Below are 18,532 nucleotides of genomic sequence, written 5' to 3'. Positions count from 1 at the left end.
CAGCTCATCGCTCGTCCCCGGCCACGCCGTAGCCCGGTGAGCGGTCGGGGGCGAGGGCGCGGTCGATGTAGTCCTGCACTTGCGGGCGGTAGGCGTCCCAGAGCTTTTGCAGCTCGGCGATGGGTTGCTCATCGGCCCAGTCCACGCGCAGGTTGATGATCGGCCAGGTCAGCTCGCCCACCACCACCAGCGCGGCGGAATGCACCGGTCCGGCTTCGCCACCGGCGTTGATGGCGGCATGCATCGCCGCCAGCAGTCGATCGGCGAGCTGGCCTTCGCCGTGTTCGAAGGCGTGCACCATCGCCTCGATCACCGCGCGGTCGGCAAGCATATTGCCCGCCGCCACACACTGTTCGCCCGACACGGCATGGTGGGTGCCAAGGGTTTCGCTGCCGCTGAAATGCACGCTGCGGCCCAGATGATCAATCGCCGTCAGTTGCCGGTATTGGCTGTAGCCGTTGCTCGTCAGGGCTTTGTCGACGGCGGCCGCAGGGTCGAGGCCTTGTTCCAGCAGGTCGAGCACGTCCGGGCCCAGAGCCGGCAACGTGATGTTCTGGGTCGACACTGCGCCCACACCGGGCCGCAGCCATGGGCAGCGGGCGCCTACGGCGATGCTCGAGGAGCTGATGGCGATGCCGAGCTGGCCGGTGTCTGCGCATCGGGCGACGATTGAAAAGGTCATGGGCAGCTCCTTATTCGGGGATCACGGCGATCACATCAATTTCCATCAGCCACTGTGGCTGGCCCAGGGCCGACACCACCAGCCCGGTGGAGATCGGGAACACGCCCTTGAGCCACTTGCCGACTTCCTGGTACACCGGCTCACGGTAGCGCGGGTCGATCAGGTAAGTGGTGGTTTTGACGATATGGCTCAGGTCGGAACCGGCCTCTTCGAGCAGTTGCTTGACGTTTTTCATCGCTTGCTCAGCCTGGGCGCGCGGGTCGCCAAGGCCAATCAGGTTGCCGTCGAAATCGGTGCCCACCTGGCCGCGCACATACACGGTGTTGCCGGCACGCACGGCCTGGCACAGGTCGTTGTCCAGGCTCTGGTTAGGGTAGGTTTCCTTGGTGTTGAACATGCGGATGCGAGTGTGAGTAGGCATCAAATAAACTCCGGAAAAAAGTGCTCAGGCAATGACAGGCGATGGGCGGGCAACCGGTGCGGGCTCACGGTATTCAAGGTATTGGCGCTGGATGGCGATGTGGTCGGCCACGTATTTGGCGTCATGCCAAACGCCCCAGATAAACGACGAGCCCCGGCGCGACTGCCATGGCAAACCGAGGAAGTAGATGCCCGACTCGCTGGCCACACCGCGCTGATGCTGCGGCTTGCCGGCGGCGTCAAACGCATCGACTTTCAGCCAGCTGTAATCCACGGCAAAACCGGTGGCCCAGATGATGGACGTGATACCGGCCTTGGCCAGGTCCAGTTCCAGGATCGGGTTTTTGATGCACTCGGCATCCGGGAATACGCGCCGCGCTTCGGGTTCCAGTGGCAGGTCGAGGCCGTTGCGCTCGATGTAGGCGTCTGCCGCATCCAGCAGCGCCAGGTAGTTCTCGTCGCCACGGGCCAGGTTTTCAACCAGGTTGGCCTGGAAGCGCGCGACGTTGCCGTCGAAGGCTTGGGTGAGGCCGACCAGGGTCATGCCTTGCTGGGCCAGCTCACGAAAATCGATGGTCTTGCCGCCGTGGGCGCCGCTCACGGCAATGGTCACGTGCTCGCGCCCGGGTTTCATCGCGGCCTGGTCCCACTCGCCCAACACGCCCAGCCACCAGCAGAAGTCGCGGTTGCGATAGGCACGCGGCGGGCGGTCGTGGGCGCCGACCGACAGGTACACCTGGCGCCCGGAGCGCTGCAGCTCATCGGCGATTTGCACCCCGGATGAACCGGCGCCCACCACCAGCACTGCGCCGGCGGGCAGTTGTGCGGGGTTGCGGTAGTCGGCGGAGTGGATCTGGTGCAGCGCGCTGTCTTTGGGCGCGATGGCCGGAATCACCGGCTTCTGGAACGGCCCGGTGGCGGCGACCACGCGGTTGGCTTCGATCACGCCTTCGCTGGTGTGCACGGTAAAGCCTGGGCGGCCCACGTTGCGCACCACAGAGGTCACGTCCACGCCGGTGCGGATCGGCGCGTTGAACTTGCGGGCATAGGCTTCGAAGTAATCGGCCACGCGCTCTTTTGGCGCAAAACCGTCGGCGGCGACGTCATCAAATGCCAGGCCAGGGAAGCGGTCATGCCAGGCCGGGCCGTTGGCGACCAGCGAATCCCAGCGCCCGGTGCGCCAGCGCTCGGCAATACGGCTGCGCTCCAGCACCAGGTGCGGCACGCCTTGCTTGCTCAGGTGCTCGCTCATGGCCACACCGGCCTGACCGGCTCCCACTACCAGCGTGTCTGTTTTTGTTATGGCTTGAGTCATGTGTCTGTCCTTGCGTAATGCAGTTGGATTCAGCTTGGGCATGGCTTCAAGGCTAGGGGGAGGGCGATTTTTAATAAAATATTATTAAGCTTGGGAGTGAGCATAAATATCGGATGCAAGCTCACAGCGGCGACCCGTACACGCTGCTGCAAAGCACCTGGTTTGCGCTGCGACAGCTGAAGCGGTGATCCGCTCGTGTATTCATGGGTGCACGGCGGGTACTGATGCAGGCAGACTTGTGCGCAACTCAGAGGGTTTTATCACCATGCTCAACTTCCGCGTCATGCAGGCTGGCGACTACGACGCCGTACTCGAGCTGATGCAAAACACCCCCGGCATTTCCCTGCGCGATGCCGACTCCCGCGAGGCCACCGAGCGTTACCTGGCCCGCAACCCGCAGATGAGTTTTGTCGCCCAAGCCCAAGGCCGCGTGATCGCTTGCGTGATGTGCGGCCATGACGGCCGGCGCGGCTACCTGCAACACCTGCTGGTGCTGCCGGACTATCGCCGCCAGGGCATCGCCCAGGCGCTGGTCGAGCGTTGCCTCAACGCGCTTGAGCAACTGGGCATCCACAAATGCCACCTCGACGTGTTCAAAACCAACACCCATGCCGCTGCGTATTGGCAAGGGCAGGGGTGGACATTACGCACGGATATCGACCGTTATTCCTTCACCCGCCCAGGCCATGAAAATGCCTAGAACTCCCCGGAATACTTGACCGCCGCGGCCGCGCGCGAGGGCACTTTCAAGCTGCGCAGCAGCGACGACACATGGATGCGCACGGTAAACGGCGAGATCGCCAGGGCCTTGGCGATTTCCTTGTTGGTCTTGCCTTGGGCGATCAGGCGCAGCACTTCCTGCTGGCGCGCGGTGAGGGTGTGGGTGCCCAGTGGCAGCAGGCCGGAGGGAGAAAACTTGACCAGCACTTCGCCTTCGCGGATCGCCAACAAGGCCTGGCCGATTTCATCGGGGCTGATGTTCTTGCCGATAAAACCATCGGCGCCCAGGGCCATGACCTGATCGATCAGCGCCGGATCGTCGACCATCGACACCACGATCAAGGTGGTGCGTCGCAGTTGCTGGCGCAGGTCGGCCAGTTGGCTCATACAGGTCAGGCCGGGGAAGCGCAGGTCGAGGATCAGCGTGTCGATGTCGCCACCCTCGCGGATCAGCGCCTGCACCGCGTCGAGGTCGCCGGCTTCTTGTACCACGGCCTCGGGCAACAGGCGCTGCACGGTGCGCAGCATGCCTTCGCGAAACATCGGGTGGTCGTCGGCTATGATGATTCGGCCGGTCATGGCGTGCTCCTTCCTGGGGCATGGGTGTGCGTTGACATGCTACTTTAGCCTCTGGCGCGTAAAGGATAGACCGAATGCCGCACAAGGACGTCACCCATGAGTCATGAGACCAATTCCGAACTCGACCAGGCCAACCTGCGCATCGTGGTGGCCGCCATCGCCATTGTCTACATCGGCGCACTGGGCTTTTTGCCGGGCCAGTCGGTCGACACCTACTTGCCGGTGATCCTGTATATCGTCGCGTTCCTGCTGGTCTCCATTGCGTTGCGCCAGGTGATCGCGCGCTGGCCCGGGCATTACCCGGCGCGGCGGATTTTCGGCATGATCCACGACTACACCGGCACCTCGTTCGGGCTGGTGGTGGGCGGCGAACCGGCGTTGCCACTCTATGCGGTGATGGTGTGGGTCAACCTGGGCAATGGCATGCGCTACGGTTCGCGCTACCTGGCGATTGCCACCGGCCTGGCGTTGCTCGCGCTGCTGATCGTGTACCGGCTAACGCCCCTGTGGCAGGCGCAGCCGTTCATGGTGCTGATGCTGATGATCACCAGCACGGTGATCCCGGTGTACGCGCATATTTTGCTTGAGCGCACGCGCAAGGCTTCCGAAGAAGCCATCGCCGCCAACCTGGAAAAGTCGCGCTTCCTGGCTCAGGCCAGCCACGACCTGCGCCAGCCCATTCACTCCATCGGTCTGTTCACCGCCTGTTTGCGTGAAGCGCAGCTGGGCGAGGCTGAGCAGCGCTTGGTGGACAACATCGACCGCTCGTTGCTTAACGTGTCGCAACTGTTCCGTTCGATTCTCGACCTTTACACCCTCGACAACGGCAGGCTGTTGCCCAAGTACCAGGTGATTCACCTGGGCGAATTCCTCGCCGACCTGGTGCGCCAACACGCCGAGGCGGCGCATTGGGCCGGGGTGGAACTGCGCCTGCGCCGGTGTACGCATTGGGTGCAGGTCGACCCCGCGATGCTGGCGACGATGGTGCAGAACCTGCTCTCCAATTGCTTTAAATACGGCGCACAACGGCCCGTGCTGATCGGCGTGCGCGTGCGCGACGGCGGCTTGTCGGTGGAGGTGCATGACCAGGGGCGCGGTATTGCCGAGGAGCATCAGGTGAAGGTCTTTGAGGAGTTTTATCGGGTCCGCCAACTGCGCGACAAGGACGTCGAAGGCGTGGGCCTGGGGTTGTCCATCGTCAAGCGGCTGGGGCAATTGATGGGGGTGCAGGTGAGCCTGCGGTCACGGGTGGGCCATGGCACCTGCGTGAGCCTGCATGGCCTGGCATTGGCAACAGCGCCACGCCAACCGACTGCGCGCGACGACGCGCGCCAGGCCGGCCTGCTGACGGGTTTGAAAGTCTGCCTGGTGGAAGATGACCACAACGTGCTGCTGGCCACCCAGGCCTTGCTGGAGCGCTGGGGCTGCGAGGTGCAGGCCGAATCCAGCGGGCAGGGCCTGGCCAGCGACTGCGACATTATCGTCGCCGACTACGACCTGGGCAACCACGCCACCGGCATCGAATGCATCGACGCGTTGCGCCAGCAACGCGGCTGGGCGGTGCCGGCGCTGATCCTCACCGGCCACGACGTGGAGAAAATCCAGGCGGCCTTGCACGACCGCCAGATCGCGATTCTCTCCAAACCGGTGCGGCCTGCAGAACTGCGCGGCACGCTGCGTGACCTCAGCCAATCGAGTGTTACGGGTTAAACGGCGTCAAGCCATTGCCCCGCGCGCCCTTGGGCTGGCAGTAGGCGGCAGGCTTCATCAGGCCAAAGCTGGCCACGGCAAACATGCCACCGCTGGCACCGCTGGGCACGGAGCAGTTGTAATCACCGGAGGCGGCGCTGGCGATGTAGTAGGTGGTCATGGAGTCGCTGCGGACATTGGAGATACGCTTGACCGGTTCACCGAGGTTGGTTTCCGACAGCGTCTTGAGATGGTCTTCGCTGGGTTTGACGTTGCTGCAACCGGCGACGCCGATGATCAGGGCGCCGAGCAGGGCGAGACGGGTAACGGGGGCATGCAGGTTCATGATGCTTCTTCCTTGGGGTTATCAGGGTTTTTCCAACGCGCGACGCACCCTCACGCAACAGGTGGTGTGCGGTGCCGGGGAGAGCGTTGGAAGTGCCGTGGAATATAGCGCCGCCGGGTAAAGGGGTCGATTAGCACACGTGTGCTAGTGGCACGATGAGGTCATGGACGGAGAGAGCAATGCTAGAGATAAAACGCGCCACTTCAGCGCACGCCCAGGCGGCGTTCGACATTCGCCTGTTGGCCATCCGCAGCCAATGCATCGGCGCCTACACTGCCGAGCAAATGGCGCTGTGGACACGCGGCAAGGCTGAAGACGGCTACGACACACTGATGGACAAGCCGTTTTACCTGGGCTGGGTGAACGATGAGCCCGTCGTGACCGGAATGCTCGACCTCGACAACAATGAAGTGGGTGCGTTGTTTGTGCTGCCGGAGTTCGCGGGGCATGGGTATGGCAAGGCGATGCTTGATCACCTGGAAAAACTCGCGCGGGAACTGGCGATTGAAGCGCTCGTGCTGGACGCGACGTTGAATGCGGCGAGCTTCTACCGGGCCTGCGGGTATGTGGGTGAGGAGCAGGCGGTGTATCACTCGCCGTCGGGCTTGGCGTTGGCGTGTATCCCAATGGTAAAACGGCTGTGACCCTTCCCACATTGGATCTTTGTCGCTGGGGGGATTTGTGTCTGTCGCGATGCCCCTGCGAACTGAGATCTAACCAACACAACCGATCCCCTGTGGGAGCTGTCGAGCTTTAGCGAGGCTGCGAAAGCGGTGGGTCAGGCAACTTATGTGTCGCCAGTGCCGCCGCCTTCGCAGCCTCGCCGGCGCCGAAGGCTGTGCGCAGTGTTTGAACAACCTGTTCCACGGTGGGACCTTGGATGGCCGGCGGCGTGGGGCTTTCGCCAAATTCGCGCCACACGAACAGCGTCAGCTCAGCCCCATCGGTCAGCCCTTGGTCCTTTGAGCCAAAACCTTGCAGCAGCCGATAGCGCTCATCCCGCCAAAAGGCCTGCTCCACCCAGTCATACACCGGGATGAAGTGAAAGTGCAGCGCGAAGCCCGGCATGTGTCCGTAGCGGCTGATGTACAGCCACTTCGGTCGCAGCTGCGTCTCCATCACCTGTTGGGTTTTGGCGAGCAGGCCACCCAACTCGGCCAACGCGGCCTCGGGCATAGCAGCCAGGGAGTCGATCGGCGCTTTGGCGCCCAGCATGAGGTAGCCCGGCAGCTTTGAGGTCAGATGATGGTTGAGCAACCAGTGTTCGGTTTCATGAAGGATGAAGGTAGGGTCGATCTGCATAAACACTGTCCTTGTGGGCAAGGCGGGCAGGGTAACAAGCCCTTCAGCCCTTGCGATACACCGCCCCCAACTCCCGCGCCAATCCAATAAAGTTCTGCAACGGCGCCGACGGATTAAACGTGCGCCGCACCAGGGTAATCGGCGCCAGCAGCTTGGGCCTGGCGTCTTTGATTCGGCAATACACCACGCTGTCACGGTGTACATCGCGCATCGACGCCGGCACCACGGAGATGCCTTCACCAGCCGCGACCAGGCTGACGTTGGTCAGCATGCGTTCCACTTCAAAGGCGATTTTGGGTTCGAAACCGGCGTTCTGGCAGGCGGTGATCAGGTTGGCGTACATGCCCGGCGCGCCGGGGCGGCGTACCAGGATAAAGCGTTCGTCCTTGAGTGCGGCAATGGGGATGGCGCTGTCGGCGTTGGCCAGCAACGGATGGCCGGTGGGCAGGACCAGCAGCATTTCTTCGTTGAGCAGGCGGTGGAAGGCCAGGCTTGGATGGGTGCTGACCGGGGCGCGCAGGATGCCGACGTCGATGCGTTTTTCGATGGCGTTTTCAGTCAATTCCCGGGCGCTGCCTTCATTGATCGAAAGCTCTACGGCCGGGTAGCGCTCGCGGTAGGCGCGGATGATGCGCGGGATCAGCGCGTGGGCGGCGGCCGAACTGGTGAAGCCGATGGCCAGGGTGCCCTCGATGCCCTGGGCCACACGGGAGGCCTTGAGCGCGCCATGCTCGACGCGGGCCAGAATGGCTTGCGCTTCTTCAAGAAACACCCGGCCACCGGCCGTCAGGTCCACGCCCTTGGGGTGGCGCTTGAACAGGTCGAACCCCAGTTCCTGTTCCAGGGCGCGAATCTGCTGGCTCAGGGGCGGTTGTTGCATGTTCAGGCGTGCGGCGGCGCGGGTGAAATGTCGTTCTTCGGCCACCCTAATGAAATAGCGTAAATGGCGTAGTTCCATGGTGGCCTATCCCGTGACAAGACGCAGTGGTGGGCGGCCGCACGCGGCCCGGCCGTCAATATGCCCAAAGCCCGCGACCACCACAATCGGTTCAGCGCTTGCTGTCGGCCAGCTTATCGAAGGCCTGGTCGAGATGGGTTTCGGCGCTTTTGAGCTTTTCACGCCGCTCCTTGAGCCACTGCTGATCAACCTGCAGCGTCTTGCGCGCCTCCACCAGCATGCGCTTGACCTCTTGCGGCTGCGGGCCGCCGGTGCCCTTGCGGGTCTGGACCATGTTGGTCGGCGACAGCGCCGCTCTAAAACCGGCCTCATCCAGCGGCAGGGTAGTGGGCGTCCATTTGTACTTGTCCGCCGCCTGGCTATACAGCTTCTGCGCGTCGGCGTAGGCGAAGGTCTTCGGCGTGGTGCCGTTGCTGCGCGCTTGGGTGACGATCAACGAGGCAAAGCTGTGGCCGATGCGGAACGGCACTTTGTACTGACGCTCCAGCGTGTCGGCCAGCTCCATCGAGGTGGTCCATTCCGACTCCAGTTCTTCGAGCGCGCGCTGCGGGTTGATCTGCAGCGCGTCGAGCACCGCGTCGAGGCTGTGGAACATTTCCTGGGTCGAGCGGAACACGCCCAGCGAGTCGAAGGCGAACTTGTAGTCGGTCATGCCGGTGGTGACGTTGTGAGCGCGCAAGGTCACGGCCTGGGCCAGGCCGACCACGTCCGAGGCACTCTCACGCGCGCGCATCAGCAAGCCCGGGTTGCGTTTTTGCGGCATGGCGCTGCTGGTGTAGGTGGCTTCTTCATCGAGCAGCAACCAGGGGCGGATCTGATGGTATTGGGTGTGGATATCGCCAATCATTGCGCCCACGCGGATGGCGGACGATGACGCCATATTGGCCGCTTCGATGGGGATGTCATAGGTCGAGACCTGGCTGGAATCCAGCGAGTTCTCGCGCACGCCATCAAAGCCCAGCAGCTCAGCCAGACGCTCGCGGTTCAGCGGGTACGCCGAGTTCGCCAGCACGGCGGTGCCCATCGGGCTCTGGTTCAAGCGTGTGTACAGCTCGCGGATGCGCTGGCCGTCGCGGTCGAAAGCGGCTTCAAACGCCAGCAGGTAATGCGCATAGCTGATGGGCATGGCCTGCACGCCGTTGGTGTAGGCGGGCACCAGGGTGTCGACGTTTTTGTCGGCAATGTTCAGCAGGCGCTGGCGTGTGGCGTTGAGCGCTTCGCTGTAGGCCAGCACCTGGCTGCGCAGGGCGGCCAGGCGGTAGGTGGCAAGCATGTCCTGGCGGCTGCGGCCGGAGTGGATCAACGAGGCTTCGGGACCGATCTTGTCGGTCATGATTTTTTCCAGTTGCAGTACATCACTGGGGCGCGTGCCGCCGGGCTGGTCGGCCTGGGCAATGGCGTAGCGCACACCGCCGGCGATCTTCTGGCCCATCTCGGGTTTGACGATGCCTTCTTCGGTGAGCATCACGATCGAGGCTTTGTTGATGCGGTTGAGCCAGGCGAACTGGGTCTGGGTGGGGTCGCCCTTGGCTTTGTGCTCGGTTTGCGAGCTGTCGGGCGTGGCGCCGACCCTGGCCGCCTGGGCCGCGCATTGTTCGGTGGTGGTGCAGGGCAGTTCGCCGGTGTTGGCGGCATAGGCGTTGAGGCTGTTAAACAGGGCAAGGGTCACGGCGAGGGAAAGCAGGCTTTTCAGCGCACGTTGGGGGGATATGTTGTTCACGCAGACACCTGATTTATTGTTGGCGTTATGGGCCGTCGTTGCGGCGCAATCAGGCTAGCGGGTGTGCGGGTAGATTGAAAATATATAGAAAGTGTTGACGGCAGAGGTTTTGGATATGGCTGATGGTGCTTGCCAGATCAAGGTCAAAAGCAAATTTGTGCGCGCCGCGAACTGCTTTCTGTGGGAGCTGGCTTGCCTGCGATGGCATCAACGCGGTCTACCTGACACACCGAGGTGTTTGCATCGCAGGCGAGCCAGCGCCCACCTTCATCAGCGGTTTTCAGTGCATCTTGCTGTGGTCCATGTCACCCATGTCGGTCAGCGCGCGGGCCGGGGCATCTACTTCAATCGTCTGCTTCTCGCCCTTGGCGTTTTCCACGGTCAGGGTCAGCGGCACCACGTCGCCTTGCTTGATCTGGCCGGTGAGGCCCATGAGCATCACGTGGTAGCCCTCCGGGTCGAGCTTGACCGCTTTGCCGGCAGGCAGGGTCACCGAATCCACCGGGCCCATGCGCATCACGTCGTCCTTCATGCTCATCTCATGAATCTGCACGTCCTTGGCCGCAGGCGACTTCACGCTCAGCAATTTGCTGTCGCTGTCGGCGGTGACGGTCATGAACGCGCCGCTGGAGGTCTGGCCCGCCACGGTTGCGCGTACCCATGCATCGCTGACCTGTACCTGAGCGCTGGCGTGCGCCGCGAGGCCCAGCAGGGTGAGGCCGAATGTCAGGCGCTTGAGGGTTTGAACGGCAGTCATTAGCAGACCTCCATGACGGTGAGCAGGTCTTCTGCGCACTCTTTAGCGGTAAGGGATGCCGACAGGCCCAGGCGCAGGTTGCCACGGGTGTCGAACACGAAACTGGTGGAGGTGTGGGACAGGGTGTAGGTGTCCCCGGCCGGGATCTTTTCATAAAAGATTCCGAACTCCTTGGCGGCCACGGCGATTTCTTCCGGGGTGCCGTACAGCGCTTCAAAGCTGGGGTCGAAGGCCTTGACGTAGCGGTCGAGCAATTCGGGCGTGTCGCGCTCGGGGTCGAGGGTGATAAACACCACCTGCATGATCTTGCCATCGCGGCCCATCAGCTTCTTGGCCTGGGCGGCGCGGGCCAGGGTGGTGGGGCACACGGCCGGGCATTGGGTGAAGCCGAAGAACACCACCGGCATCAGGCCACGGTACGAGCTGAGGGTGACGGTTTCGCCGTCGGTGTTCTTGAGCTTGAAGGTGCGGCCCATGATCTTGTCACTGAGGTCCTTGCCGTACTTGAAGTTCAGCTTGGGGCTGTAGTCACAGCCGCCCAGCAGGCTGCCCAGGCCCAGCAGGCCCATACCGGTCAGCACTTTGCGGCGGGTGAATAACGTACTCATCAACTGTGCATCCTGTGAAGCGCCTGCATTGCTCTGGATCGACAGTTCAGGCTTTGAAAAGGAGTAATGATGCGGGCGCACAGTCTACCAACCCCGGCCAGCCCACGTAATCTGCGACGTTCTGCCGCAGGGGCGCGCGGCGCTTCATCCTTTTGCGGCTTCGGTGGTAGAGTCGCCGCCATGAAATTGAGCCACCCCGACCGTTCACTGATCGCCTGGGCCCTGTACTTCTGCGTGCTGATGAACCTGTTCGTCTGCGGTTTGGGGCATGGGCAGATGATGGGCCTGCAGCTCAATGGTATCGGCGGGGCGTTCTGTTCAGTGGACGGCAGCCAGGCGCCGCTTTCCGACAAAGGGTTGGAAAACACGGCCTCCAGCAACATCTCGAACTACTTTGCCTGCCCGGTGTGCGCGGCCGTGACCGTGGCCATCGTGTTCATGATCGGCCTGGCCTGGCTGCTCGGCCTTGGGCAAACCCCGCGCCCGGCCCATGAACGGCGCAACAAAGCCCCTCCACGCTATTCCTGGCCGTCGGCCAACCCTCGCGCTTCCCCCACTTTCTGACGTGTGCCTTGGGCTTCCTGTGATCAGGAGGCGTTCTATCGTCACGACTGTGAGTGCGTTTCATGAACCCACCATTGCCAGCAGGCGCCAGCCGCCTGGTCAGCAAGGCATCCCGGCGTTTGCACGCCGAACCCTCGCGCCCTGAATACCCCAGCAATTCGCGCTGCTTCGTGCACCTGGATGCACGTCTGTTGCCGTATTGGCACACCTTGTTCGATATCTGCCCCGCGCTGCTCAAGCTCGACCCGCCGGAGGGCCTGAACCTGTTTCGCAGCTTCATGACCTGGGCCTATCGCAACCAGGTCGCCCAGGATTGGACCTACCACCTGAATGTGTGCCGCTGGCTGTTGGCGTCTTCCTATCGGGCGCGCATCGATGTGGAACCGATCGAGGCCTTTATGGCGGCTGCGGCGGCACGTTGGATCAGTGCCGATGAAAGCCAGGCACAGGGCGTGGTCCTGGCCTGGCGAAACGCAAGGGTGTTCGACTGGAAGGGCGACGCCTTGACGGGCATTGAGCATCAGGTACTGCCGGACCCGGCAGGCGACTTTGCCTGGTGCCCGCTGGCCAAAAACGGTTTCAGCGGCTGGTTGCCGGTGCCTTGAGGTTCTGGCGAATCCATGGCGTGACACTGTGGCTCCAGGACGATCACCATCACTGTGGCGAGCAGATTTGCCCTGAGCAGCAGCCCCCGCTCTTTATCAACGGTCTTTTTTGGGGGCTTTTTTCTGGGTTTTCTTCCCGCCTTGCTGCTGAGTTGACGAGCCGCTGGAGGAAGTTTTTTCCTTCGGCGGCGTTTGAGCTTTTTTGTTGCTGTCCGACGGGGTGCTGGGGTAGGTGCCCGGAGGCAGGGCCGAGCCGGGTATGGCATCGCCAAAGGCTGCGTAGGCGGGTGCTGCCAAGCATCCAGCCAGGCAAATGACTAACACGATCTTGCAGGAAATACCGGTCTTCATGAAGAGAATCCTTTTCCATGCTTCACCTGTCACAAGCGTCCCTTGCTCTGAATCCAAAGGGAGGCATTAATTGGGAGTGCAGGGGATCTGGCAAAGTTTGGATTTTTTTCGCCGCCACGACGAAAGGCCCCGCACCGATAATTTTAATGAACCCTCACGCCGATCCCTTGACCTAATGCATACGACCTCAGGAGGTGATGCATGCAAATAGACTATATCTGGATCGTGCTGGCGGTGATTTTGCTGGTGTTGGAACTGTGGGCGATCAACATCGTGTTGCGCAGCACCGGCGGCTGGGAGACCAAGGGGTTGTGGTTGATCATTCTGATTTTTGTGCCGCTGTTCGGGCTGATTGCCTGGGCCATGTTCGGGCCAAAACGTGAGATGGCCCAGCACCGTAAATAAATAGCACCGTAAACACTCAACACAAGCCACACAGCAAACAGGCGCCCATGGGCGCCTGTTTGCGTTCAAGCGTGGCGGTTAACCCGTGACCGCCTTGGCAATCGCCTCGTTGAATGCCGGCAAATCATCCGGTGTGCGCGAGGTGATCAAGGTCCAGCCATTGGCCTTGCACTCTTTGACTTGGGCATCGACCACACCTGCGGCGCCTGCGTTTTCAAGGTCGATGCGCACGCTTTTATACGCGGTAAGGGTCTTGCCCTTGATCACGCCGGCATCGATCAGTGCCCATGGCCCGTGGCAGATCGCTGCGACGGTTTTGCCGGCTTTGGCGAAGTCGCTGATCAACTTCAGCGCAGCCGCGTCCTGGCGCAGGGTGTCGGCATTCACGGTACCGCCGGGAATCACCAGCGCGTCGAAGTCGCTGCTCAGCACCTGCGACAGCTTGACCTCCGATTCCACGGTCTGGTCCTTCTCGGTGTCGCCGACGAACGTCTGCACGGTGCCGCCTTTGCTGGATCCGTGTGTCACCGTCGCGCCATAGCCACGCAGTGCTTGCAGAGGCTTGAGCAGCTCGTCGCGCTCGATGCCGGTGTTGGAGGTGATGATGAGGATGTTCTTGCCGTTGAGTTGTGAGCTCATGGTCGAGTCTCTCCTGCTGGATGGATTAATCATGCTGTGTGGGAGAGTGGATCGAGCGTGGGCGGCAAAGGTTTAAATTAATTTGGAGTTTTTTCGTGGGTGGTTTTCGATAAAGCCCGGCCTGCAAAAATCCTGAACTATCGAAAAGCGCCGGCCTCTGCTGCATAGGTGCCTGCTGCTTTTTGCGGGCGTTCAATAGCCAGGAGATTGACCATGACCGACCCCAAGACTGTCGACAAAACCCCGGAACCCATCAGCTCCGAAGACGCCCAGAAAGGCCGCCAACAACCTGCCAAGGGGCAGACGCTGGAACAACCAAACCCGAAGACCAAAAGCGTGGACAAGGTGCTCACGCCCACCTCGATCAAGGACACCGAACGCCAGACTGACGCCATCAACGAGCAGGCCGCCAAGGCCGAGCGCAAGCTGGGCCACTGAGCATGGCCCGGTCGATCACGGCGGCTGAACTGGGTATTGAACTGGCGCCCGATGATGACGCCAGCCTGTTCAAATGGTTTATCGCCAGCTTCCTGATGGGCAAGCGTATTCAGGCGCCCATTGCGGCGCAGGCTTACAAGGTGATCGTGGAGGAGGAGGGCCGCGACACTGCACGCAAGTTGCAACACTGCACGTCGCGTGAACTGGTTTCGATGCTCGGGCGGGCCCATTACGTGCGTTACGACGAAAGCACGGCGCAGCGTCTGCTCGACCTCAGCGCCAAGTTGAATGCCGAGTACGCGGGCAAGATCAGCTATATCCGCAGCGCCAGCCCTGACCGCAAGGCATTCGAAAAACGCCTGGCCGAATTCGACGGCGTGGGCCCCAAGACCGTTGAAATTTTCATGCGTGACGCGGCCAAGGTCTTGTTTTGATGGCGCCGCTCTACGTGGGCTGTGCCGGCTGGAGTTTGCCGCGCGCGCACTGGCCGGATTTTGCGGGTGAGGGCACGCATTTACAGCGCTATGCATCGCGTTTCAACGCGGTGGAAATCAACAGCTCCTTTTATCGGCCGCACCAGCCCAACACCTACAAGCGCTGGGCGCAGTCGGTGCCGCCGCAGTTTCGGTTTTCGCTCAAGGCGCCCAAGCTCATCACCCATGAACTGCGCTTGCAGCACTGCGAGACGGCACTGGATGAGTTCCTTGAACAGTGCTTGCACTTGGGCGAAAAACTCGGCTGCCTGCTGATTCAATTGCCGCCTTCGCTGCGTTATGAACCCAGCGTGGCGTTGGATTTTTTCAGCGCATTGCGCCAGCGTTTTGCCGGTGCCGTGGTGCTTGAACCACGGCACGCCAGTTGGCTTGAGGCGCAGGCATTGCTGGTGGACCTGCAGATAGGCCGCGTGACTGCCGACCCCGCGGTGCTCGATGCCGGCGCAGGTTGGCAGGGCGTGCAGTACTGGCGCCTGCATGGCTCGCCGCGTATCTACCACAGTGCCTATGGTCCGCAACGGGTGCAGGCGCTGGCTGAACAGCTGCGTCAATGTGCCGAATCAGGCATGCCTGCCTGGTGCATCTTCGACAACACCGCCAGCGGCCACGCCGTGACCGATGGCTTGTTGCTACTCGACCTCTACCCGCAGCACTTCCAAGCCTAATTGCTCATACGCCTCGACACTCGGCACATGCCATTCGGTAATCAGCGTATGAATGCGGTTACACGGCGCCACCACAAAGGGTTCCACCGCGCCGAGCTTGTCCGCCATAGTCACGGCCACTACGTGGGAGGCGCTGTCGAGCAAGGCTTGCTTGACCGCCACTTCATCGAAATGCAGCGAGCTGATACCCACTTGCGGGTGCAGCGCGCACACGCCGGTAAACAGCAAATCGGCCTTGATGCTCTGGATCAGGCGCACGGCCTCCTGGCCGCTGGTGGACAAGGTGGCGGGGTTGAGTTGGCCGCCGGCGAGAATCACCTTGACCTCGGGATGATCGGCCAAGGCGATGGCGATCATCGGCGATGGGGTGACGACGGTCAGGCGGATCGAACGCGGCAAAGACTGGGCAATCTGCAGCGTGGTCGAGCCGGAATCGAACAGCACGATCTGGCCGTCCTGCACCCGGTCGGCGGCCAGTCGGGCAAGGTGACGCTTGATCTCGTTGGTTTCGCCGACGCGGGTGAAAAAATCCTTGCCGGTGTCTTTGGGCCGGGGCAGGGCGCCGCCGTGCACGCGTTGCAGCAGCCCGGCGGCGGCGAGTTCGCCGAGGTCGCGGCGGATGGTGTCCTGGGACACGGCAAAGTGTTCGACCAATTCGGATGCGGTTACTTTGCCATCGCGCTCCAGCAGCAGCAGAATCTTCTGTTTGCGCAACGAAGGCAGGTCAATGGCTTGATGAGTGTTGTGCATGGTTATGCGTCTTTCTGCGGGTTTGTGCGAGATTAGTCGCCCGCCAATCTAAACGCAATGGCTGGTTGCCAGGCCGATGGGCGGTTACTCTCCAGGCTCAGTTCAGGGAGAGGTGACCTAGATGCCGTTGATCACAACCATCGAAGATTTACGCAAGCTCGCGCAAAAACGTGTCCCGCGGATGTTCTACGATTACGCCGACTCCGGCTCCTGGACTGAAAGCACCTACCGGGCCAATCAAAGCGATTTCGCCCGCATCCAGTTTCGCCAGCGGGTGGCGCGCAATATCGATGAGCGTTCAATCCGTGCCACCATGATCGGCCAGGACATGGCCATGCCCGTGGCCCTGGCGCCCACCGGGCTGGCGGGCATGCAGCACGCCGACGGCGAGATCCTCACCGCCCGCGCCGCCGCCGCGTTCGGCCTGCGTTATACCTTGTCGACCATGAGCATTTGTTCGCTGGAAGACATTGCCGCCCACGTCGGCAAACCGTTCTGGTTCCAGTTGTATGTGATGCGTGATCGCGCGTTTATGCAGCAGTTGATCGAGCGCGCCAAGGCTGCCGGTGTGGACGCGCTGGTGCTGACCCTGGATTTGCAGATTCTTGGCCAGCGCCACAAGGACTTGATCAACGGCTTGTCGGCGCCGCCCAAGCTGACCGTGCCGAATATCCTCAATATGCTGACCAAGCCGCGTTGGGTAGCAGGCATGCTTGGCACCAAGCGCCATGGCTTCGGCAATATCGTCGGGCATGTCAAAGGTGTGGCCGATATCACCTCGCTGTCATCCTGGATCGGCCAGCAATTCGACCCGCGCTTGAGCTGGGACGATGTGGAGTGGATCAAAAAAAGCTGGGGCGGCAAGCTGATTATCAAGGGCATCCTGGATGTGGAAGATGCGCGGCTGGCCGCCAATTGCGGTGCGGATGCGCTGGTGGTGAGCAACCACGGTGGCCGCCAGCTCGATGGCGCACCGTCGAGCATCAGCCAATTGGCGGCGATTGCAGAGGCTGTGGGCGAGCAGATTGAAGTGTGGCTCGATGGCGGCATTCGCTCCGGCCAGGACGTGCTCAAGGCCGTGGCTCTCGGCGCCAAAGGCACCATGATCGGCCGCGCGCATTTGTATGGGTTGGGCGCGCTGGGTGAAGACGGTGTGACCAAGGCCCTTGACATCATCGCCCGCGAGTTGGATGTGTCGATGGCACTGTGTGGCTATAACGATATACGCGATGTGAATCGCGAGATTTTGCTGCCGGGTAGCTTTCCCACAGGGGTTTGCTGAGCAAAAAAATCGTAAAAAAGTAAAAAGAGTTGTCCACGAAAACCGTGGGTATCTCTGTGGATAACTTTGCGAAGGCCCGGCAGGGTTGGCGATTTAACCTTCGGTTAATATTTGATCAGAATTGGTTTTGGGCCAGTATGAGCAGGGTTGGCGCTTGACAGCCAAGCGCGAACCCAGTGCCGAAAAGTGCGGTTACGACTCGCCGTCTCGACCTGTGGAGTGCTTGGCTATTGTTGCTGGCGTTGTTGCTGGCATCTTCGCCTGCAGCAGTTTTTCCAATGCCTGGCCATAACTGCGACCCGCCAGGCTCATGCTGTTGTTATGGGTGGCGCCAGGTACGAGTAACAACCGCTTGGGTTCCTGGGCGGCTTCAAACAACTGCTGGCTGAAGCGCGGTGGCACGTACTGGTCGGCCAGGCCGTGCACCACCAGCAACGGCATGTGCACGTCGGCAATCTTGTCGATGGAATCGAATTTCTGCGACAGCAGCCAACGCACCGGCAACGAGGTATTGGCCACGGCGGTGGCTGCATCCCCTAGGGAAGTAAAGGTGGACTCGATCACCAGCCCGCGCACCGGCACAGGCGTTTGCCTGCTCAGCTCAGCGGCGAGGTCGATAGCCACGGCGCCGCCCAGCGAATGCCCATAGAGCAGGCGTTTGGCGGGGTCAGGCTGCAATATCTGGAAACGTTCCCAGGCAATGCGCGCGTCCTCATACACACTGGTTTCCGACGGCAAATCACCATGGCTTTGGCCAAACCCACGATAGTCGATGGCCAGCACCGAGAAGCCCAGCGCGTGCAGCTGTTCAATGCGAAACAACTGCCCGGTGAGGTTCCAGCGCACGCCGTGCAGGTAGAGGATGGCCGGCGCGTCTTTGTTGGCGGCCGGGTACCACCAGCCGTGCAGGTTCTGCCCCGATTTAAAACTGGGCGGCTTGATATCGAATGCCTGCACCGCCTTGGGCAGGCCGGTGTACCAGCCGGCGGTGCCCGGCTCGATGCGAAACACCAGTTCGCGCTCCTTGTGTTGCAGCACGGCGCACCCCACCGGCAGGCCGACAATCAGGATGGCCATGCACAGCAGGGGAAACCAGCGCAGGCCCAGGCGGGACAGAAAACGAGCGGACATGAAGGTTCCAGAACAAAGGCGAAGCAGGCGTTTTACCAGATGGCGCGAGCAGGCAGGCATTAATTCGACGGCCGTAGACGGGGATTGCTTGCAAAGTGTTGCAGCCTTGAAC

General features: G+C 61.7%; 24 protein-coding genes. 10 read left to right on the top strand and 14 right to left on the bottom strand.

The genetic code is table 11. The annotated features are described in order from the left end of the window. Positions 1-4: 4 nt before the first annotated feature. Genes BFP92_RS11525 through BFP92_RS11515 form a run of 3 tightly spaced genes read right to left on the bottom strand, consistent with a single transcriptional unit; the run spans position 5 to position 2,417 of the window. Positions 5-682 (bottom strand): DUF1028 domain-containing protein, encoded by a 678-nt coding sequence (locus BFP92_RS11525; RefSeq protein WP_058421955.1) that lies wholly within the window; start codon positions 680-682, stop codon positions 5-7. Positions 683-692: 10 nt separating this feature from the next. After that, positions 693-1,103 (bottom strand): RidA family protein, encoded by a 411-nt coding sequence (locus BFP92_RS11520; RefSeq protein ID WP_003207327.1) that lies wholly within the window; start codon positions 1,101-1,103, stop codon positions 693-695. 24 nt (positions 1,104-1,127) lie between these two features. After that, positions 1,128-2,417: a flavin-containing monooxygenase gene (locus tag BFP92_RS11515; protein ID WP_065929580.1), complete on the bottom strand. Its 1,290-nt coding sequence runs from the start codon at positions 2,415-2,417 to the stop codon at positions 1,128-1,130. 265 nt (positions 2,418-2,682) lie between these two features. Between BFP92_RS11515 and BFP92_RS11510 the strand changes: the two genes are divergently transcribed. After that, a complete protein-coding gene (locus BFP92_RS11510) occupies positions 2,683-3,117 on the top strand; it encodes a GNAT family N-acetyltransferase (RefSeq protein WP_065929603.1) in 435 nt (144 codons plus the stop codon). On the opposite strand, the gene BFP92_RS11505 is transcribed toward BFP92_RS11510, so the two are convergent. Then, entirely contained in the window at positions 3,114-3,716 is a 603-nt protein-coding gene (locus BFP92_RS11505) for a response regulator transcription factor (protein ID WP_065929579.1), read from the bottom strand. The two genes, BFP92_RS11510 and BFP92_RS11505, sit on opposite strands and share 4 nt — an antisense overlap. A 96-nt stretch (positions 3,717-3,812) precedes the next feature. On the opposite strand from BFP92_RS11505, the gene BFP92_RS11500 reads away from it, so the two are divergent. Then, complete coding sequence (locus tag BFP92_RS11500) at positions 3,813-5,426, top strand: ATP-binding response regulator (protein ID WP_065929578.1); 1,614 nt, start codon at positions 3,813-3,815, stop codon at positions 5,424-5,426. Here the strand turns inward: BFP92_RS11500 and BFP92_RS11495 are convergent. Next, complete coding sequence (locus BFP92_RS11495; RefSeq protein WP_065929577.1) at positions 5,416-5,751, bottom strand: hypothetical protein; 336 nt, start codon at positions 5,749-5,751, stop codon at positions 5,416-5,418. The genes BFP92_RS11500 and BFP92_RS11495 overlap by 11 nt on opposite strands. Before the next feature lie 179 nt (positions 5,752-5,930). On the opposite strand from BFP92_RS11495, the gene BFP92_RS11490 reads away from it, so the two are divergent. Continuing rightward, the gene (locus BFP92_RS11490) at positions 5,931-6,395 is read left to right on the top strand and encodes a GNAT family N-acetyltransferase (RefSeq protein ID WP_065929576.1); all 465 of its coding nucleotides are present in this window, start codon (positions 5,931-5,933) and stop codon (positions 6,393-6,395) included. A 109-nt stretch (positions 6,396-6,504) separates the two neighbouring features. Here BFP92_RS11490 and BFP92_RS11485 read toward each other — a convergent pair whose 3' ends face one another. The 5 genes from BFP92_RS11485 to BFP92_RS11465 form a co-directional block, all read right to left on the bottom strand. Continuing rightward, complete coding sequence (locus BFP92_RS11485) at positions 6,505-7,053, bottom strand: HIT family protein (protein ID WP_239694254.1); 549 nt, start codon at positions 7,051-7,053, stop codon at positions 6,505-6,507. A 43-nt stretch (positions 7,054-7,096) separates the two neighbouring features. Then, positions 7,097-8,011: a LysR family transcriptional regulator gene (locus BFP92_RS11480; protein ID WP_065929575.1), complete on the bottom strand. Its 915-nt coding sequence runs from the start codon at positions 8,009-8,011 to the stop codon at positions 7,097-7,099. A 91-nt stretch (positions 8,012-8,102) separates the two neighbouring features. Further along, positions 8,103-9,731, bottom strand: a complete 1,629-nt coding sequence (locus tag BFP92_RS11475) for an argininosuccinate lyase (protein WP_239694253.1) — start codon at positions 9,729-9,731, stop codon at positions 8,103-8,105. Between the two features lie 280 nt (positions 9,732-10,011). Further along, positions 10,012-10,488 (bottom strand): copper chaperone PCu(A)C, encoded by a 477-nt coding sequence (locus BFP92_RS11470; protein ID WP_065929574.1) that lies wholly within the window; start codon positions 10,486-10,488, stop codon positions 10,012-10,014. Next, the gene (locus BFP92_RS11465) at positions 10,488-11,096 is read right to left on the bottom strand and encodes an SCO family protein (RefSeq protein WP_017134494.1); all 609 of its coding nucleotides are present in this window, start codon (positions 11,094-11,096) and stop codon (positions 10,488-10,490) included. The genes BFP92_RS11470 and BFP92_RS11465 overlap by 1 nt, the downstream gene beginning before the upstream one ends. A 180-nt stretch (positions 11,097-11,276) precedes the next feature. On the opposite strand from BFP92_RS11465, the gene BFP92_RS11460 reads away from it, so the two are divergent. Together BFP92_RS11460 and BFP92_RS11455 are read left to right on the top strand one after the other, a co-directional pair. Then, positions 11,277-11,660, top strand: coding sequence for a DUF2946 domain-containing protein (locus tag BFP92_RS11460; protein ID WP_065929573.1), 384 nt, complete (start codon positions 11,277-11,279; stop codon positions 11,658-11,660). A gap of 62 nt (positions 11,661-11,722) precedes the next feature. After that, positions 11,723-12,265 carry a putative natural product biosynthesis protein gene (locus tag BFP92_RS11455; protein WP_065929572.1) on the top strand — a complete coding sequence of 181 codons (543 nt, stop codon included), beginning with the start codon at positions 11,723-11,725 and terminating at the stop codon, positions 12,263-12,265. Between the two features lie 96 nt (positions 12,266-12,361). Here BFP92_RS11455 and BFP92_RS11450 read toward each other — a convergent pair whose 3' ends face one another. Continuing rightward, entirely contained in the window at positions 12,362-12,616 is a 255-nt protein-coding gene (locus BFP92_RS11450; protein WP_065929571.1) for a hypothetical protein, read from the bottom strand. Between the two features lie 201 nt (positions 12,617-12,817). On the opposite strand from BFP92_RS11450, the gene BFP92_RS11445 reads away from it, so the two are divergent. After that, on the top strand, positions 12,818-13,021 hold the full coding sequence (locus BFP92_RS11445) for a hypothetical protein (protein WP_056859555.1): 204 nt from the start codon (positions 12,818-12,820) through the stop codon (positions 13,019-13,021). 78 nt (positions 13,022-13,099) lie between these two features. Here BFP92_RS11445 and BFP92_RS11440 read toward each other — a convergent pair whose 3' ends face one another. Continuing rightward, the gene (locus BFP92_RS11440) at positions 13,100-13,660 is read right to left on the bottom strand and encodes a type 1 glutamine amidotransferase domain-containing protein (protein WP_065929570.1); all 561 of its coding nucleotides are present in this window, start codon (positions 13,658-13,660) and stop codon (positions 13,100-13,102) included. Between the two features lie 213 nt (positions 13,661-13,873). Between BFP92_RS11440 and BFP92_RS11435 the strand changes: the two genes are divergently transcribed. From BFP92_RS11435 to BFP92_RS11425, 3 genes are read left to right on the top strand one after another with little or no spacing between them, the layout of a single operon-like run. Continuing rightward, entirely contained in the window at positions 13,874-14,098 is a 225-nt protein-coding gene (locus tag BFP92_RS11435; RefSeq protein WP_065929569.1) for a hypothetical protein, read from the top strand. Positions 14,099-14,100: 2 nt separating this feature from the next. Further along, positions 14,101-14,532 (top strand): DNA methylase, encoded by a 432-nt coding sequence (locus BFP92_RS11430; protein ID WP_065929568.1) that lies wholly within the window; start codon positions 14,101-14,103, stop codon positions 14,530-14,532. Then, complete coding sequence (locus BFP92_RS11425) at positions 14,532-15,257, top strand: DUF72 domain-containing protein (RefSeq protein WP_065929567.1); 726 nt, start codon at positions 14,532-14,534, stop codon at positions 15,255-15,257. The genes BFP92_RS11430 and BFP92_RS11425 overlap by 1 nt, the downstream gene beginning before the upstream one ends. On the opposite strand, the gene BFP92_RS11420 is transcribed toward BFP92_RS11425, so the two are convergent. Beyond that, positions 15,222-16,007 carry a DeoR/GlpR family DNA-binding transcription regulator gene (locus tag BFP92_RS11420; RefSeq protein WP_065929566.1) on the bottom strand — a complete coding sequence of 262 codons (786 nt, stop codon included), beginning with the start codon at positions 16,005-16,007 and terminating at the stop codon, positions 15,222-15,224. The two genes, BFP92_RS11425 and BFP92_RS11420, sit on opposite strands and share 36 nt — an antisense overlap. A gap of 121 nt (positions 16,008-16,128) precedes the next feature. Between BFP92_RS11420 and BFP92_RS11415 the strand changes: the two genes are divergently transcribed. Then, entirely contained in the window at positions 16,129-17,289 is a 1,161-nt protein-coding gene (locus BFP92_RS11415; RefSeq protein WP_065929565.1) for an alpha-hydroxy acid oxidase, read from the top strand. A 192-nt stretch (positions 17,290-17,481) separates the two neighbouring features. Here BFP92_RS11415 and BFP92_RS11410 read toward each other — a convergent pair whose 3' ends face one another. Continuing rightward, positions 17,482-18,420 carry an alpha/beta hydrolase gene (locus tag BFP92_RS11410; RefSeq protein ID WP_065929564.1) on the bottom strand — a complete coding sequence of 313 codons (939 nt, stop codon included), beginning with the start codon at positions 18,418-18,420 and terminating at the stop codon, positions 17,482-17,484. Positions 18,421-18,532 lie beyond the last annotated feature (112 nt).

This window comes from Pseudomonas sp. 58 R 3 (assembly GCF_900006605.1).
GTDB classification, from domain to species: domain Bacteria; phylum Pseudomonadota; class Gammaproteobacteria; order Pseudomonadales; family Pseudomonadaceae; genus Aquipseudomonas; species Aquipseudomonas salomonii.
The sequence above is the reverse complement of the archived record's forward strand: the minus strand, read 5'-3'. Positions and strand labels throughout refer to the sequence as shown.